A 16146-nucleotide genomic window follows, 5' to 3' on the forward strand; every position below is an offset into this window, starting at 1 on the left:
ATCCAAATTCGCTGCAATAGCCTTTCGTTGACAGCTGACCAGTAGTGGCTCAGTAAGCCTTCTGCAAGGGTGGTATGCTATGAATAAAGTAGACTGGCATATAGTTAAACCTCCTGGATTCGTTGAAAGGAGAGTATGTAAAATGTCTATATCGAAAGTCAGTGCAGAGGATAAATTAAAGGCTGTCAAAGCTGTTCTTGCTCATGAAGAATCACCAATGGTTTCTGCAAAAAGGTTAGGGGTTCACTGGAAAGCAGTACAGTATTGGGTAGATGAATATATAGGAAATGGTCCTGAGGTATTTAACAAAAGACAGGTTAAAAGTTATTCTGCTGATCTTAAGATCCAATGCGTAGAGGAATATCTTAAGGGCGAAACGACTATGTCCCAGCTGGTACAAAAATACGGATTAAAAAGTTCTCGTCAAATCAGAGACTGGTTAAAGAAGTATAATAGTCATGAGGAACTAAAAAGTTCGGGTACTGGAGGTGCCAAGATCATGACTAAAGCTAGACAAACGACCTTTGACGAGCGCGTTGAAATCGTAAAATACTGCATTGAAAACGGGAATGCTTACCATGAAACCGCTGAAAAGTTTAAGGTTTCCTACCAGCAAGTCAGAAATTACGTCTTAAAATATAATAAGTACAATACCGAAGGACTCATAGATGGGCGCGGACACAGGAAGCCAGTAGAAGTCCCTGAAGAAGCCCCTACAGAATATGAGTGTATGAAAGCTGAACTCAAACTGGCTAATGCAAAACTCAAAGCCAAGGATATGGAGATTGATTTCCTAAAAAAACTCGATATTGTGGAAAGGAGGCGGGATTCACACAAATAAGATATGGAGCCATTTATGAAGCCATTAAAGAACTGCACGCTGAAAAGAATTACCCTATTCTTGGCCTGTGCAAATTGGGAAAAGTGTCCCGGGCCGGCTACTACAAATGGCTTCATAGAGAGCCTTCAGCACGCGAAATTGACGACAAGGAAATTGCTAAAAGAATAGAAGAGATATACAAGGCTGACCCAGCTAAAGGGTACAGACGAATAGCTAATGACTTACGAGCCCCAAATAAGAAGATCTATCCTGACACGAAACCAATAGCAATTGGTGACGGTCGCGTTCTTCATCTTTGTCGAGTGATAAATATAAAGTCTACGATTAAATATGCCCCTAAGGGCTGCACCCAGCGTGCAATAGATCCTGCATACATTGCAGAAAATATCTTGAATAGGGAATTTAAAGCCGATGCCCCTAACCAGAAATGGTGTACTGACGTCTCAGAATTTCACTACTATGAGGGGGTAGTTGTGCATAAGGTATATCTGAGCGCGATTATTGACCTGTATGACAGACGAATTGTTTCCTATGTGATAAGCAACCGGAACGATAAAAATTTGGTATTCAATACCTTCAATAAGGCATTGTTGAAAAACCCTGGCGCGCATCCCCTGTTTCACTCTGACCGGGGATTCCAATACACCTGCAGGGATTTCCGCAAGATGATTCTAGATGCTGGTATGACGCAGAGTATGTCACGGATAGGAAAATGCATTGATAATGGCCCGATGGAAGGCTTCTGGGGCATGCTGAAAAGAGAACGGTACTATACTCGTGACTTCGACAGCCGTAAAGCTTTGGTAACGATGATTAATAACTACATGGAGTATTACAACAGTGGCCGTTTGCAGCGGAATTTGGGCCGTTTGACCCCTATGCAAAAACATAATAGCTACCAAATGGCGGCGTAGAGGTTTATATTATTAGGAACTGTCTACTTGACGGGGAGCACACCAGGGTGGAGAAGGTGGCGCCGCAAGGCGACGGATGAGGTTTAACCCCATCATTTCTGGCCAGCGAACCGCTCGGGGATTCCCCGCACCATCGCCAGGAAGTCCGCAGACCGCACAAACTACCTTACTTACACTCCTCCAGCACCGCCAGCAGCTCTTCCTTTCCAAACCGCTTGCAGCAGCCGCCGGTGAGCACCGTACTGTCCGCAATGGCCTTCCAGTCGGTGTCCGCCGGAATGCCCATTTGGGCAAAACTGGTAGGCAGCCCCACTTCTTTGATGAAAGCCCCTAGAGCCTCCACAAAAGCCTGGGCCAATTCAGCCTGGGTCTTCCCCGCCGGGTCTACACCCCACACATTCACCGCCAGCCGGGCAAACTGCTCCGCCCCTTCTGCCAGCATATGCCGGTACAGCACCGGGTGGATTACCGCCAGCCCCTGGCCGTGGTTGCAGTCCGTGTAGGCTCCCAGCTGGTGTTCCAGCATATGAGCCTGAAAGTCCGTGACTTTGCCCAGTTTCAGCATACCGTTTTCCGCCATGGCCGCCGCCCACAGCAGCTCACTTCTGGCCTGCATATCCTCGTGATTTTGCACGCTGGCCCGCAGGTTCCGGATAATGCTGCGCTGGCAGGCCTCGTTGATTTCATCGCTCAGGTTGGTGCTCCGGGGCGTACCCATGTACGTTTCCATGCAGTGGCTCAGGGAATCAAAAGACCCAGAAGCCACCTGACTAAAGGGCATGGTCTTGGTGTACAGTGGATCCAGCACTGCAAAGCTGTAGAAAGCCCCCCACAGAGCGCCCTTCACCTTCTTGTCCGTGTGGGTGATGACCGCCCCGTTGTTCATTTCTGCCCCAGTGCCAAAGGAAGTCACCACTGCCCCCATGGGAATGAACTCCGTGGGCACCTTCTTCTCACTGTATTCGTAGTCCCACAGGTCCCCGTCCAGCTTGGCCTGGGCCGATACCACCTTGCAGCAGTCCAGCACGGAGCCGCCGCCCACGGCCAGAATAAAGTCCACCTTCCGGTCTCTGGCCAGCGCCGCCCCTTCCTGCACCTTGGCGTAGGTAGGGTTGGACATAATACCCGTAAATTCCACCACCTGCTTGCCCGCCTGCTGGAGCAGCCCCAGCAGTTCCTGGTAAATGCCGTTCCGTTTGATAGAACCGCCGCCGTAGGCCAAAAGCACCGTCTTCCCCACCTTGGCCAGTTCTGCCGGCAGGTTCTTTACCGCAGAAGCTTCTCCAAACAGGACTTTCGTATTGTATTGATACGTAAAAGCATTCATGCTATCCTCTCCTTTTTAAGCTTTCGGCTGCAAGGGTCCGTAATAATAGGAAGCCGTAGCGCCCCCGTCCATCAAAAAAGTGGACCCCGTAATAAAGGCAGCCCGTTCACTCAGCAACAGCTCGGCCACATTGGCCACTTCGTCCGCAGTCCCCGGGCGGCCTGCCGGGCACTTGGCAAACATATTCTTATAGAAATCTCCCCGGGGCCCGTTAAATTCATCCAGGGCCAAAGGCGTCACAATAATCCCCGGAGCAATGGCGTTAATCCGGGCGCCCCGTTTCCCCCATTCCACCGCCTGTCCCATAACCCGCTTTTCGTTGCAGCGCTTGGCCAGCTGGTAGGCGTGCAGCGTATCCCGGATATTGCCCGGCTGGAGCAGGTCCAACTGCAGCAGTTCTTCCGTGGGGGCCGTGGCCAGAGCCCGGTCCTCCTCCGGCGTCAGCTGGGGCATCCGCCAGCCCGATTGGCTGGAAATGGTCACCCCGCAGCCCCCAGGAGCAATCACCTTGCCCACTTCCTCGAGAAGCACCGCCGTGCCGTACAAATCCACTTTCAGGATGGCTTCAATAGGTGCCTGGGAGGGCGATACCCCCGCCCCATTCACCAGCCGGGTAATGGGCCCATACTCCTGCCCCTTGGCAATCAGCCGCCGGATGGACTCCCGGGAAGACAGGTCCATCTCCAGCACCTCCACGTCATACCCCGCCCCGTTCATAATCTGGGCAATGGCCTTGGCATTTTCTATATTTTTGTCGCCCATGACGATTTTCTTGCCATACCCCACTCTCCGGGCAATGGCCATGCTAATCTGTCCAGCGCCGGTCACAAGCATTACTTCTTTATCCATCATTCTATACTCCTTCTGGGAATCCTGCTTCCCTTTGTATTCTTGCCTTAATTATATAAAGCAGAATTCCCAGGAGCAATTCGACTTTCCGGCGTATTTGATAAGTTTTTCTAATGCTTAATCCTAAACCAAAAATCCTGATTTAAAAAATCCTGACTGGAGACCACTTCCCCAGTCAGGATTTTATTCAATTCTTATTTCAACTTCTTATATTCCTCTTCATCCACAGCCTCGCACCATTCATTGCTGGTGCCTTCTCCCGGCACTTCAATGGCCAGATGCTGGAAAGCAGAGTCAGGAGCAGCCCCGTGCCAATGCTTCACCCCGGCAGGAATATTCACCACATCGCCCGGTTTCAGTTCCTGGGCCGGCTTGCCCCATTCCTGGTAATAGCCCCGGCCAGCGGTTACCAGCAGAATCTGGCCGCCGCCCTTGGTGGCGTGATGGATGTGCCAATGGTTCCGGCAGCCCGGTTCAAAAGTCACGTTGCCCACCACCACTTGCTTCAGGGACAGCATATTCAAATAGCTGGTGCCGTCAAAAAACTTGGCATAATCCACATTCTCTCCCCCCATAGCAAAGGGGCTTTCCTTCTTGATGTCTTCCAAAGTTGTCATTCTGTTTTTCCTTCTTTCTGTAAGGTATAAATCAGATAATCCAGGCAGTCCAGTTTTTTCTGTTCGTCATGGATTTTTCCCAATAGTTCCCGCCGGTACCGGCGCAGAGAGGAAATCTTTTCCTCCGTGTTTTCCAGCACCTGATAGGTGGCCACAAAAGAGTCCGGGCACCCGGCGTCCGCCAGATTCTGCCGGACCTTATCCCATTCCTGCGTCACAGCGCCGCCACCTCCCTGCACCAGGCCTCCAGTTCCTTCTCCGGGGTGATCAATTGATCCCCGCCGGTGGAGTCAAACTGCACTTCCTTAGGCAGCAGGCACTTGGCCCCCTTGGCCGCCCCTTCCAGGTCTTTAATGGCGTGTCCCGGCCAGCCCCCGTGGGTACTGAAGGGCACCACCGTTTTTCCTGCCAGGGAATGCTCCGCCAGGAACGTGCTCATGGCCGGCGCCATGGTATACCACCAGGTAGGCGTACCCAGCACAATAATATCATAGTCCTTAGGATCCTTTTCCAGCGGTTTCAAGGCCGGCTGGTAATGCCGGTTCACTTCCCTTTGGCCCTGGGCCACCACGTCATTATAAGAACCCTCATAGGGCACTACTGTTTCCAGCCGCTGCAGCGCTCCGCCCGTTTCCTTTTGCAGCAGCTCTGCAATCCGCTTGGTGTTCCCGCAGGACCAGGAATAATATACAATCAACAGCTTTTTCATAGATTTTCTTCTCCCTGAAGCTGGCCCCCGGGGGCCAGATACTGCTGCTTTGCAAAAGGCAGCGTTTCTTCCCTATCATGATACCAAGTGGGCAAAATGATGTAAAATGCTTATTCTGCACTTTTCAGTATACAATTTGCGTATTGTGTTTCCGCCCTAAAACAAGTACAATATAAGAAAACAGTGAACTCTTTATAGAAGGTGAAGATATGGAACTACGTACCCTATATTATTTCCTGGCCGTTGCCCGGGAAGAAAATATAACGGAAGCCGCCAATGTGCTCCACGTAACCCAGCCCACCCTGTCCCGGCAGATTGCCGACCTGGAACGGGAACTGGGCAAACAGCTCTTCATCCGCAGCAACCGCAGCACCATTCTCACCGAGGAAGGTATGCACCTGCGCCAGCGAGCGGAAGAAATTCTGTCCCTGGTGTCCCAGACAGAAGAAGAACTGAAAAACGATGAAGTAGAAATCAACGGCTGCATCCGCATCGGAGCAGGAGAAACCCACCTGATGCACTGGATTGCCCAGCTGTTCAGCCAGCTCCACCAGCAGTACCCGGCCATTACCTGTGAATTTTCCACCGGCAATGCCGATACCATCGAAGAAAAACTGGAACACGGCCTGTTTGATTTTGGCGTGCTCCTGGAACCCATCAATATTACCAAATACGAATCCCTCCGGCTGCCAGGCTGCGACCGTATGGGCATCTTTACCTGGCAGGGCAGCCCCTGGTCCAAGTTGGATAAAATCACCCCCGAGGACCTGAAGAATATGCCCCTGCTCTACCCCGCCCGGTACAAAACCCGGAATTTCGACCTGGTCCGCTGGGCTAGAGGCCAGCTCAGCGCCGATGACCTGAATATTGTAGGCCGCAATGAGCTGCTGGGCAACGCCTCCCACCTGGTAAAAGCCCAGGTCGCCAACGCCTTTTGCGTAGGCGACCTCCCCTCCCAGTACGACCCCGGAATGAAATTCATCCCCCTGGATCCCCCCATGGAAATCCACGCCGTAGTCGTCTGGAAAAAATACCGCCTCCTGTCCAAAACCAGCCAGCTGTTCTTGGACAGCCTGAAAGCCCTGTGCCAGCAGGAAAACAGCAAAAAAGAATAAAGCAAACCTAAACAAAAACGGATGATTCTGACCCTGCCAATTGCAGAGCCAAAACCATCCGTTTCTTCCTTATTAGGTCCCTTCAAACCAATCATAGTTTCACAGCTTATCGATACTAATGCTACAATTCAACCAATAGTTGACCAGTTGAGGCCTTGTATGCCTCCTTCAAGCGTTGCGGTCGCGTCCAAACAGCGTCACAGATATTCTAGAAGCTGTTTGGTACACGCGAGCCATGTGATAGCAGCCCAAGAAGCAAGCCCCCAGGGTGAAGGAGGACGGAGCACGGCGAACCACTCAGAAAGCATTCCATTCACCTACTGGTCAAATGACAAAGAGGGTTATTGCACTTCTCTACGTACTATGACTTCTTTTCCTATACTCGTTTCGCACATGACCAGTATGGGCCTAAGACCGGCCCCTTCAAACGTGAAGGGGCTGTCAGCCCGCAGGGATGACTGAGGAAGTTTATAATTCGGCCCCGCACTACACTCCGCCGACCGCACGACCAAAAATCCGGTACCGAGTTTTCTCCAGCAAAAATTTGCCCACGGGCAAATTTTCTGTGATTGCTTCTCAAAACCCTGCATCAGTACTAGCCCCTGCCGACCGCACAGATATTAAAAAAGGACTGAGCGAGGATTCTCCGCACCATCACCAGGAAGTTTGCAGACCGCACCAACCGCCGAAGGGCCCACCCATGGTATTAGCGGCCCCCGGCCGCCTGCCTTCTCCGCCCAACAACATTCCAAGGCGGGGAAGGAAGCAATGCCGCAGGCATTGCAGGATGGGGCAACCACCTACATTCCTGCACTAACCCCATTTAGCACATGACCAGTATGGGCCTAAGACCGGCCCCTTCAAGCGTTGCGGTCGCGTCCAAACAGCGTCACAGATATTCTAGAAGCTGTTTGGTACACGCGAGCCATGCGATAGCCGTCCAGGAATTGAGTCTGAAAGACGAAAATGACTGGAATACGGCGAACCACTAAGGGGCTGTCAGCCCGCAGGGATGACTGAGGAAGTTTTACCAAGCATAGTGCAACTCTAACTCAAAAAGTTTCCTTTCTCACCGCACCTTTGCTTATACGCCTAAAAGCTTTAGGGCTACCGCCCCTATTCATCTCCCGTCCCTTCCAACTGCTGCCGGGCATAATCCACAAAAGCCCCCACCGCCGGAGACAATTCCTGGTACTTGTTCCACACCAGGTACGTCTGGTCTATCAACCCCGGAGAGAGCGGAATCTGCCGCAGCTCCGGATCCATGCCCTCAAATTCGTGGGCCAGTGCCACCCCCAGGCCATTTTTCACCATCAGGGACCGATTGCTGTAGGACAGATTGCTGGTGACCCAAATATGCACCTGAGGAAAAGCAGGGCCGAACCAATGCTCCAGTTCGTTGCGCACCGAACGGCGCTGAGCCATAATCAGAGGATACCCTATCAGATCCTCCGGCGTTACCACCTCTTTGGCCGCCAGCGGGCAATCCTTCCGCACCAGCACGCACCAGGACTCCGGAATAGGATACTGAAGATAATTGTAGGTGCTGATATCCACCGGCTCCAGCACCAGGCCAAAATCCAAGGTCCCATTGGCCAGCCGGTCTTTTACCTCGTCAGCAATCAAGGTAAATAGCGAAAACGTCACCTCTGGATGTATCCGGCCAAACGCCGCCATATGCTGGGACAGCACCGCCACATTCTTGGTTTCCCCGCAGCCAAAACTGATATTTCCCGCTACCAAATGATTCCCCAATAGCTCCTGCTCCGCCTTGTCCGCCAGAAGCAGCATCTCCTGGGCCCGCCGCCGCAGCAGCCGCCCAGCATCCGTAAGAATCAGCCGATGCTTATCCCGTATAAATAGCTGCACCTTGTACTGCCGTTCCAACTGAGCCAGCTGCCGGGACAAGGACGGCTGAGAAACGTGCAGCTGAGCCGCCGCCCGGGTCATATTTTCTTCCTGGGCAATGGCCAAAAAATATTGAAGAGTGCGTAGTTCCATAGGAGCGCCTCCTGACAATAATAATTATAACCATATTATATAGCGTATGGAACAATTTTAGGAAGACAAAACTGCAATTTTGAGAAAATTTGACAAGTTATCCCTCTTAGCATTAGAATAAAAGAAAAAGCCTGCCTAAGGAGGGGAGCATCATGTATCATAAAGGCCTGACAAAAGGAATTATCCTGCAAAACGCCATTAAGATTATTGAAGACACCGGAATCAAAGGATTCACCATGAAACTGCTGGCGGACACCCTGGGCGTGAAAACCGCCTCCCTGTACAAGCATTATGATAACCTGGATGCCCTGATCACCGAGGTAGGACTGTATGCCCTGAACACCCAGCATACCAAAATGATGCAGGCCATCGGCCGGAAAGAACGGGACGAAGCCGTCATAGCCCTGGCCCAGGCCTACCGGAAATTTGCCAAAAAGCACCATGCCCTGTATGCCCTGATTATGGAAATCCCCACCTCGGAAAACGAAATCCTCCAAACCGCCGTTTCCATGGTCACCGAACCCGTGGTCAAAGTATTGAAGACCTTCTCCCTGGAAGAAAACCGCATGAAACACCTCCAGAGAGTATTCCGGGCCATCCTGCACGGCTTCATCAACCAAGAACGCGCAGGCTACTTCACCTACTTTACCGTAGATATCGAAGAAAGCTACAACCTGGCCATCCTGGTCTTCTTGGAAGGCGTCCACAGCGCCGAAAAAGAACACCTGACCATTACGGGAGAAAATACCCTACCAAACGCAGATATAGACGAAGACGACGAATAAATATAAGAAAAACCCAAAACGACTTGCGAGCCCAACAGTTCGCAAGTCGTTTTTTGTGAGGGTTGAGGTTCAACCCTATCATTTCGGCCCCCCGGCCATTTGCCTTCCCCTTAACAGTGCGCCGCTCCGCGCACTGTATGTGAAATAATAAAACTTCTATCGGCACCTACCGGTGCCACTTCCTACACGCTTTACGGTCGCATCCAAATGTCAATGCATTTTCCCGAGGACATTTGGTATATGCGACCTATGTGATAGCCGTCCGTGAGCCGAACCCGCAGGACGAAGGAGAACGGAGCACGGCGAACCACTCAGGAAGCATTCTATACCGCTACTGGTCAAGTGAGAGACCAGGATAGTGCCGGTATTTACGAATTATGTTGCCTTGCTATACCCGTTATGCACATGACTCGTATAGGCCTAAGACTGGCCCCTGCAAGCGTGTAGGGGCCGTCAGTCCGCAGGACTGACTGAGGAAGTTTATTAAGATACGGTTATAAAGAACATCCAAAACGACTTGCGAGCCCAACAGTTCGCAAGTCGTTTTTTTGTGAGGGTTGAAGTTCAGCCCTATCATTTCGGCCCCCGGCCATTTGCCTTCCCCTTAACAGTGCGCCGCATCGCGCACTGTAGAAGGGGAAGGAAAGGCCGCGCCCCAAGAGTAAAGCGCGGCCAGGATGGGGTTCCCACAGTACTACACTCCGCAGTCAGCGCCAATACCGCTGCGGCCCCTTACAGATTTGGCCTAATCACCAGGCGTCTGTATTTAGGTGCAAAAAAATATGATATTTATACCGCTATGTTGTATGTGCTAAACTTGAAATATCCATTTAGGACATCCTCCTTCCGAAATGAAGTGGTTGGTAGCCATCTTCATTTTACTGAAGGAGGATTTTTTAGTATAGTAAAAGCTTACCAGAACCCTATGTATAGCGTGGGATTTTCAAATCTGGCATAAAAAAAACTCCCTGAGCATTTTCGCTCAGGGAGTTTTCCCTATAGGACTAAAATCAGTTGGCCGCAGCTGGAATGCTAAGCTATTTCTCAGGGGGTTCTCTGGAATACGACATTCTCTCCCCGCAGCCTTCTCAATACTTCTTTTCCCCATCCAAAATCAGCATATGTTTTTGCTTGGGCAGTATTTCCGGCTCCCGCACTTTCTCATTCCATTCCGCCGGTGCAACCTCCTCCAGGGAAATGGTGATGGCTTCCTGGGGGCAGCCCCAGGTCTTCAGGAAAATCTCATTGATCTGTTCCACTACTTTTCTCTTGGTTTCTTCGTCTTTGGGAAATGCTTTCACTGCAATATACGGCATATGATTGCCCTCCTTTTATAAATCATAGGTGACAGTACCCACCCATTTGGCCGTTTCCAGATCCTGGTCATCAAGAATCGTGCTTTTTCCAGTATCCAGCGCCGCAATGGCACGCAGGTCTTCGTCAGAAAGTGCAAAATCGAATACGTCCAGATTCTCCCGCATCCGTTCCTTCTTCACCGTTTTCGGAATTACGGACACTCCTCTCTGCAGCAGCCAGCGGAGCATCACCTGCCCCACGGTTTTGTTATACTTGCTGCCGATTGCCTTGAGTACCGGCTGTTGGAATACCTGGTTCTTTCCTTCTGCAAAAGGTGCCCAAGCTTCCTGGGCAATGCCTTCCTTCTTCAGAAACGCTTCTTCCGCCTTTCTTTGGAACCAGACATTTGTTTCAATCTGATTGACCATGGGCTTAATCTCATTGTGCAGGAACAGGTCCTGCAGGCGCTCACTGGAGAAACTGGTGACCCCAATTGCCCGGATTAAGCCTTCCTTGTACAGGTCTTCCAGCGCTCGCCAGGCGCCGTAATAATCCCCATAGGGCTTGTGAATCAGATATAAATCCAAATACTCCAGCCCTAATTTCTGCAAGCTCTTGGCAAAGACCCGTTTGGTATTCTCGTACCCGTGGTCCTGCACCCAGAGTTTGGTGGTGATAAAAAGGTCTTCCCGTTTGATACCGCTGCTGGCAATGGCCCGGCCTACAGCCGCCTCGTTCAGATACGTTGCGGCCGTATCGATATGGCGATACCCGGTTTCCAGGGCATCGAGTACTGCCTGTTCACAAACCTGTTCATCCACCTGAAAAACCCAAAAACCCACCATGGGCAGCTTCACGCCGTTGGCCAATACTTTATATTCCATACGCTCTCCTCTCCCCGCTATAAATTCTGCTTCAGGAATTCTTCAATCCGGTCAAAGGGAATATAGTCATTGTCCCCGCCGTCATAAAGGTCACAGTGGGTGGCCCCCTTTACGGTAACCAGCTCCTTGCTGGCCGCCTGGGTCAGTCGTTTCAGCATCTTCACCGACTGCTGATAGGACCAGGCCTGGTCCCCATGGACCAAAAGACAGGGCTGGGTCACTTCGTCAGCGTAGGCGTAAATGTCGTTGGTATAGTGGCTCAGGAAAGTCGTAGGATTCCAACCGCAACCAGAATTTACCGAGCGCTTGTGATAACCCCGAGCCGTGCGGTAATAACCATAATAGTCTTTCATATAATCTGGGGAATCCACCGTAATGTCAGGCACCGTAATCAGTACCGGTACCGCCTCCCCCTGGGCCTGTCTGCTGCGAATTTCATTTAAGGCCCGACGGCCTGCCAGCCGCTCCTTGCCGCTAGTGAACGTATCAAATACCCCCATAGTGGCGCTGACAACGGCCTTCACCCGGGTATCTATGGCAGCCAGGGGAAAAGTATAGCAGCCCCAGCCGCAGACTCCCAGCACGCCAATGCGGCTGCTATCCACCACCTCCAAGGCTTCCAGATAATCAATGGCAGAGGCAAAATCCTCCAGATTGATATCCGGCGCTGAAATATTTCTCACCTTGCCGCCGGATTCCCCGGTAAACGACGGATCAAAAACCAGGGTAACAAACCCCCGCTCCGCCAGTTTCTGGGCATAATACCCGCCGGACTGTTCCTTGACGGCGCCGTAGGGGCCCACCACCGCCAGCGCCGGCAGCCCTGCCGCAGCCCCCTTGGGCATATACAAATCCCCCGCCAAAGTAATCCCAAAACGATTCACGAATTGCACCTTTGCCTGGTCCACCTGTTCGCTTTTGGGGAAAGTCTTGTCCCACTCCTGGGTCAGCATCAGCTGCTCCGTTAATTTTGCTTTATACTTGGTGTTTAAATTCATTGCAAACTCCTTTCGGACAGTACCATTTTCTTTCACGTTCTATGGTTCCATTGTATTAGCTGACCGATAGAATGTAAAACAGTTATATTCGATGCTTTACCATGTATAATAGTCATGGTACACTAAAGAAAAACGGTAGAAAGGACCTTCCTATGGAAATCAGAGTTTTAGAATACTATATTGCCATTGTCCAGCAGAAAAGCATTACCAGAGCAGCCCAGCTGCTGCATATCTCCCAGTCCACCCTCTCCCGGCAGATTATGGACCTGGAGCAAGAACTGGGCGTCACCCTGTTCCAGCGCGGGCGCAGAGAAATCTCCCTGACCGAAGATGGCAATTTTCTCTACCGGCGGGCACAGGAAATCCTGCGGCTCACCCAAGACACCCAGCAAAAAATCCTGGCAGGCCAATCCCTGTCAGGCACCCTGAGAATCGGCATCGGCGAAGGCGCCGTCAATGCCTTGATTCTCTCCGCCCTCCTCCCCTTGATTGAACACCATTCGGGCGTCAAACTGGACTACCAGACCCTGGCTTCCGACAAGATTTTCCGTGACATCGATCTGGGCCTGTTGGATTTTGGCGTAGTCTGGACCAACGACAACCTGTCCCCCTACGAATCACTGGAATTGCCCTATACCAATCACTGGGGCGCCGTAGTCCCCGCAAAAGACCCCCTGGCCGCCAAACCCGAATTGGTTGCCGCGGACCTGAGGCACCGCCGCGTCCTGCTGCCCCAGCAGCTTGACGTTATATCCGATTTAAGCAAATACCTGAACCACTACGTCCCAGGCATACGTGTGGCCGGTTATTACGATATGAACTATAATATGCTGGCCATGGTACGCTCCGGCATCGGCATCGCCATCACCCTGGATAAAGCCGAATACCAGGAATTAGCAGAATTTGCCTTTGTCCCTCTGAAAGCCCTAAAAACCCTTGGCGTAAAACTCATCTGGAAAACAGGCCAAACCCTGACAAGATTGAACCAAGCCTTCCTGACCAACCTACAAAAGCAAATACAAGCCTAAAACAAGAGAAAAACCGCCGGCCTATAAAAAAAGACCAGGACCCATAGGTCCCAGCCTTTTGCGTGCATATCCTAAGCCTCCGAGCTTTGCGAATTGTCGATGTCATCATATTTGCTTTTTTGAATGCCCGCGCAGCAATGCACTTCCCCGGCCAGCAAGTCCCTTACCCCTGCCGGCCGTAGCCCCGCTGCTTCAGCAGACGTGCGGCTGCGGTCCGTCTTTCGTAGCCGGCATGCTCGTCCCGGTAAATCTGGATTAGTCGCTCATCATCATAATAGTCGTACCGGTCCATATAGTCCTGAATCCGCTGCTGCTTTCTTTCCAGACTATCCGCTGCTTCCCGCACTACTGTACCGGCCACAGAACCTACTGCACTCCAAAAGCCCATCTGTCATTTCCTCCCATTTCCGTTCAAGCAGGTATTACCGCCCTGCCCCTGACAGGACACCTCTTGAACATTCAGATTTCGTTATCTATAATAGTAACAAAAGTATTATAAAAATTCCAGTTGTAGGGGAAATTTGAAAGGAGAAAAAAATGGGATTTTTTGATTCATTCAAAGAAGCCGTGAGCAAAGAAACCAACAACGATCGCCGCTATCGGGACAGAGCCTTCGAAGACGTGGACTCCAATCACGGCTGGTACGTGTGCAAAAAATGCGGCAGACATTTTAGAAAAGGAGATATGGACATCGACCATATTATCCCCCAAAAATACGGCGGCAACAACACCAGAGGCAACCTCCAGTGCATCTGCAAACACTGCAACCGCTCCAAAGGCGCCAGTCTGTCCGACACCGTCCCCGATTTGGTCAGCCGCAGAATTGAGCTTGCCAAACGGGATCTGGGGAAATAAGGGGTAGATAATGATGCTGGCGGAGGAACAGTCCACGCCCAGTGCTAAAAGGGAATAAAGCTGGAGTTCAAAAAAAAGATACCCGGAAGACCCCCGCCGCCGGTGGCCGCAAATGGTTGAGTTAAACTTCTATCGGCGCCCACCGGCGCCACTTCCTACACGCTTGCAGGAAGCTTGCGTAACCACCATGGTTCAATTTCTTATCAGTACTATATTTTAGATTTAACTTGACCAATGGTTTCATGGAAGCCTGCCACAAGCGTGTGTAGGTGTCAGCCAAGGGCTGACGGAGGAAGTTTATTCCGGCATTTCGGCCGTAGGCCGTTAATACCTGGTTAAACTTCTATCGGCGCCTACCGGCGCCACTTCCTGCACGCTTGCAGGAAGCTTGCGTAACCACCACGATTCAACTTCTTATCAGTACTATATTTTAGATTTAACTTGACCAGTGGTTTCATGGAAGCCTACCACAAGCGTGTGGTAGGTGTCAGCCAAGGGCTGACGGAGGAAGTTTATCTCAGCGTTTTGCGGCCGCAGGCCGCTGCCTTCCACTTACCTGTTCGCAGCTCCGCTCGAACAGGAGAAGGGGAAGGAACGTTCCGCCCCCAGCATTAAAGCGGAACAAGGATGGGGTTCAACACCAAGATGTTCGGAAGGCTAATGCAGATACACTCCAAGAAAAACCATAACACTTGGATTGCCCCAACCGCCGGTGATTCCACCGGCACCTTCCCCACCTTGGACCACTGTTGGGTGGAGAAGGCAAGCGGCTTCCGGCCGCCAATGCCTAGATGAACTTCTATCGTCGCCTTCCGGCGACACTTCCTTCACGTTTGAAGGAAGCTTGCATAACCACCACGGTTCAACTTCTTATCAGTACTATATTTTGGATTATACTTGACCAGTAGTGTCACGGAAGCCTACCACAGTGGTTCGCAGCTAGCCAATCAGCCGCGCCCTGCGGGCTTGCTTCTGGGGCTGCTATCACATGGCTCACATTAGCCAAGAGCATTTTGATAAACTGACATGCTCTTGGATGTGAGCGCAAAGCGTGTGGTAGGTGTCAGCCAAGGGCTGACGGAGGAAGTTTACCTCAGCATTTTGCGGCCTCAGGCCGCTGCCTTCCACTTACCTGTTCGCAGCTCCGCTCGAACAGGAGAAGGGGAAGGAACGTTCCGCCCCCAACATTAAAGCGGAACAAGGATGGGGTTCAACACCAAGATGTTCGGAAGGCTAATGCAGATACACTCCAAGAAAAACCATAACACCTGGATTGCCCCAACCGCCGGTGATTCCACCGGCACCTTCCCCACCTTGGACCACTGTTGGGTGGAGAAGGCAAGCGGCCGGTGGCCGCTAATACCTGGATGAAAACTGCAATACCCGGCATCCAGCGGACCTTTCCCAGCATTTCGGCCAAAGGCCGCTACCTTCCACTTACCTGTTCGCTGCGTTGCGCGAACAGGAGAAGGGGAAGGAAAGGCCACGCCCCAAGAACAAAGCGTGGCCAGGTTGGGGTTCAAAGCCAGGACCTCCAGAAGTTGTGCGGATAAGGCACAGCGGCCTCCGGCCGCAACATCCCATTTGGCCCGCACCTCCAGTGAATCGCTAGCAGTGCGTTTAACCGCTGCCCCCAGATAATAGACAACCCAGCCCAATCCCCGGGATCTCCCCGGGAAGGGCTGGGTTATTGTTTTTCAAATAAGAAAAGACCCGAGTGAGTCATCACTCGGGTCTTGCCTAACCGGCAGCTTCCTATCCTCCCGGACCGTTTCCAGTCGAGTACTTTCGGCGTATGAAGGCTTAACTACTGTGTTCGGCATGGGAACAGGTGGATCCCTTCAGCCATAACCACCGGATTATCAATTAGAAGGCATGAGCCTTCAAAACTTCATGAAGAGACGTTCTTTACTTCTTGGACTTGCGG

Annotated in this window: 16 protein-coding genes and 1 rRNA gene; 6 read left to right on the top strand and 11 right to left on the bottom strand. The window is 51.7% G+C overall.

The genetic code is table 11. The features are described from left to right. Positions 1–79: 79 nt before the first annotated feature. Both LKE88_RS03580 and LKE88_RS03585 read left to right on the top strand, forming a co-directional pair. A complete protein-coding gene (locus LKE88_RS03580; protein WP_105325742.1) occupies positions 80–841 on the top strand; it encodes a helix-turn-helix domain-containing protein in 762 nt (253 codons plus the stop codon). A gap of 23 nt (positions 842–864) precedes the next feature. Further along, positions 865–1755 carry an IS3 family transposase gene (locus LKE88_RS03585; RefSeq protein ID WP_276803900.1) on the top strand — a complete coding sequence of 297 codons (891 nt, stop codon included), beginning with the start codon at positions 865–867 and terminating at the stop codon, positions 1753–1755. Positions 1756–1921: 166 nt separating this feature from the next. Here the strand turns inward: LKE88_RS03585 and LKE88_RS03590 are convergent, their stop codons facing one another. From LKE88_RS03590 to LKE88_RS03610, 5 genes are all read right to left on the bottom strand, one after another. Continuing rightward, a complete protein-coding gene (locus tag LKE88_RS03590; RefSeq protein ID WP_105325362.1) occupies positions 1922–3082 on the bottom strand; it encodes an iron-containing alcohol dehydrogenase in 1161 nt (386 codons plus the stop codon). Between the two features lie 15 nt (positions 3083–3097). Next, positions 3098–3931 carry an SDR family oxidoreductase gene (locus LKE88_RS03595; RefSeq protein WP_105325530.1) on the bottom strand — a complete coding sequence of 278 codons (834 nt, stop codon included), beginning with the start codon at positions 3929–3931 and terminating at the stop codon, positions 3098–3100. A 194-nt stretch (positions 3932–4125) separates the two neighbouring features. Beyond that, positions 4126–4548, bottom strand: a complete 423-nt coding sequence (locus LKE88_RS03600) for a cupin domain-containing protein (RefSeq protein ID WP_105325361.1) — start codon at positions 4546–4548, stop codon at positions 4126–4128. Further along, positions 4545–4766, bottom strand: coding sequence for a hypothetical protein (locus LKE88_RS03605; protein WP_105325360.1), 222 nt, complete (start codon positions 4764–4766; stop codon positions 4545–4547). The genes LKE88_RS03600 and LKE88_RS03605 overlap by 4 nt, the downstream gene beginning before the upstream one ends. After that, positions 4763–5257 carry a flavodoxin family protein gene (locus tag LKE88_RS03610; protein ID WP_105325359.1) on the bottom strand — a complete coding sequence of 165 codons (495 nt, stop codon included), beginning with the start codon at positions 5255–5257 and terminating at the stop codon, positions 4763–4765. Before LKE88_RS03610 ends, LKE88_RS03605 begins: the two co-directional genes overlap by 4 nt. Before the next feature lie 209 nt (positions 5258–5466). On the opposite strand from LKE88_RS03610, the gene LKE88_RS03615 reads away from it, so the two are divergent. Next, positions 5467–6372: a LysR family transcriptional regulator gene (locus LKE88_RS03615; RefSeq protein WP_276802776.1), complete on the top strand. Its 906-nt coding sequence runs from the start codon at positions 5467–5469 to the stop codon at positions 6370–6372. A gap of 1116 nt (positions 6373–7488) precedes the next feature. Here the strand turns inward: LKE88_RS03615 and LKE88_RS03620 are convergent. Beyond that, positions 7489–8373: a LysR family transcriptional regulator gene (locus LKE88_RS03620; protein WP_105325357.1), complete on the bottom strand. Its 885-nt coding sequence runs from the start codon at positions 8371–8373 to the stop codon at positions 7489–7491. 152 nt (positions 8374–8525) lie between these two features. Here LKE88_RS03620 and LKE88_RS03625 point away from each other — a divergent pair, with 152 nt between their 5' ends. Further along, complete coding sequence (locus LKE88_RS03625; RefSeq protein WP_105325356.1) at positions 8526–9158, top strand: TetR/AcrR family transcriptional regulator; 633 nt, start codon at positions 8526–8528, stop codon at positions 9156–9158. A gap of 1088 nt (positions 9159–10246) precedes the next feature. Here LKE88_RS03625 and LKE88_RS03630 read toward each other — a convergent pair. The 3 genes from LKE88_RS03630 to LKE88_RS03640 are packed head-to-tail and all read right to left on the bottom strand — an operon-like array spanning position 10247 to position 12336. Then, entirely contained in the window at positions 10247–10474 is a 228-nt protein-coding gene (locus LKE88_RS03630) for a tautomerase family protein (RefSeq protein WP_105325355.1), read from the bottom strand. A 15-nt stretch (positions 10475–10489) separates the two neighbouring features. Next, the gene (locus LKE88_RS03635) at positions 10490–11338 is read right to left on the bottom strand and encodes an aldo/keto reductase (protein ID WP_276802778.1); all 849 of its coding nucleotides are present in this window, start codon (positions 11336–11338) and stop codon (positions 10490–10492) included. A gap of 17 nt (positions 11339–11355) precedes the next feature. Continuing rightward, the gene (locus LKE88_RS03640) at positions 11356–12336 is read right to left on the bottom strand and encodes an alpha/beta hydrolase (RefSeq protein ID WP_105325353.1); all 981 of its coding nucleotides are present in this window, start codon (positions 12334–12336) and stop codon (positions 11356–11358) included. Between the two features lie 152 nt (positions 12337–12488). On the opposite strand from LKE88_RS03640, the gene LKE88_RS03645 reads away from it, so the two are divergent. After that, a complete protein-coding gene (locus LKE88_RS03645) occupies positions 12489–13364 on the top strand; it encodes a LysR family transcriptional regulator (RefSeq protein WP_158572368.1) in 876 nt (291 codons plus the stop codon). A 163-nt stretch (positions 13365–13527) separates the two neighbouring features. Here LKE88_RS03645 and LKE88_RS03650 read toward each other — a convergent pair whose 3' ends face one another. Further along, the gene (locus tag LKE88_RS03650) at positions 13528–13752 is read right to left on the bottom strand and encodes a hypothetical protein (protein ID WP_105325351.1); all 225 of its coding nucleotides are present in this window, start codon (positions 13750–13752) and stop codon (positions 13528–13530) included. 149 nt (positions 13753–13901) lie between these two features. Here LKE88_RS03650 and LKE88_RS03655 point away from each other — a divergent pair, with 149 nt between their 5' ends. Beyond that, positions 13902–14219 (top strand): HNH endonuclease, encoded by a 318-nt coding sequence (locus tag LKE88_RS03655; RefSeq protein ID WP_105325350.1) that lies wholly within the window; start codon positions 13902–13904, stop codon positions 14217–14219. A gap of 1742 nt (positions 14220–15961) precedes the next feature. On the opposite strand, the gene rrf is transcribed toward LKE88_RS03655, so the two are convergent. Further along, positions 15962–16078: ribosomal RNA gene (rrf, locus tag LKE88_RS03660) — 5S ribosomal RNA — on the bottom strand. Between the last annotated feature and the right edge of the window lie 68 nt (positions 16079–16146).

The sequence above is a fragment of the Acidaminococcus hominis genome, assembly GCF_022484025.1.
GTDB lineage: Bacteria > Bacillota > Negativicutes > Acidaminococcales > Acidaminococcaceae > Acidaminococcus > Acidaminococcus hominis.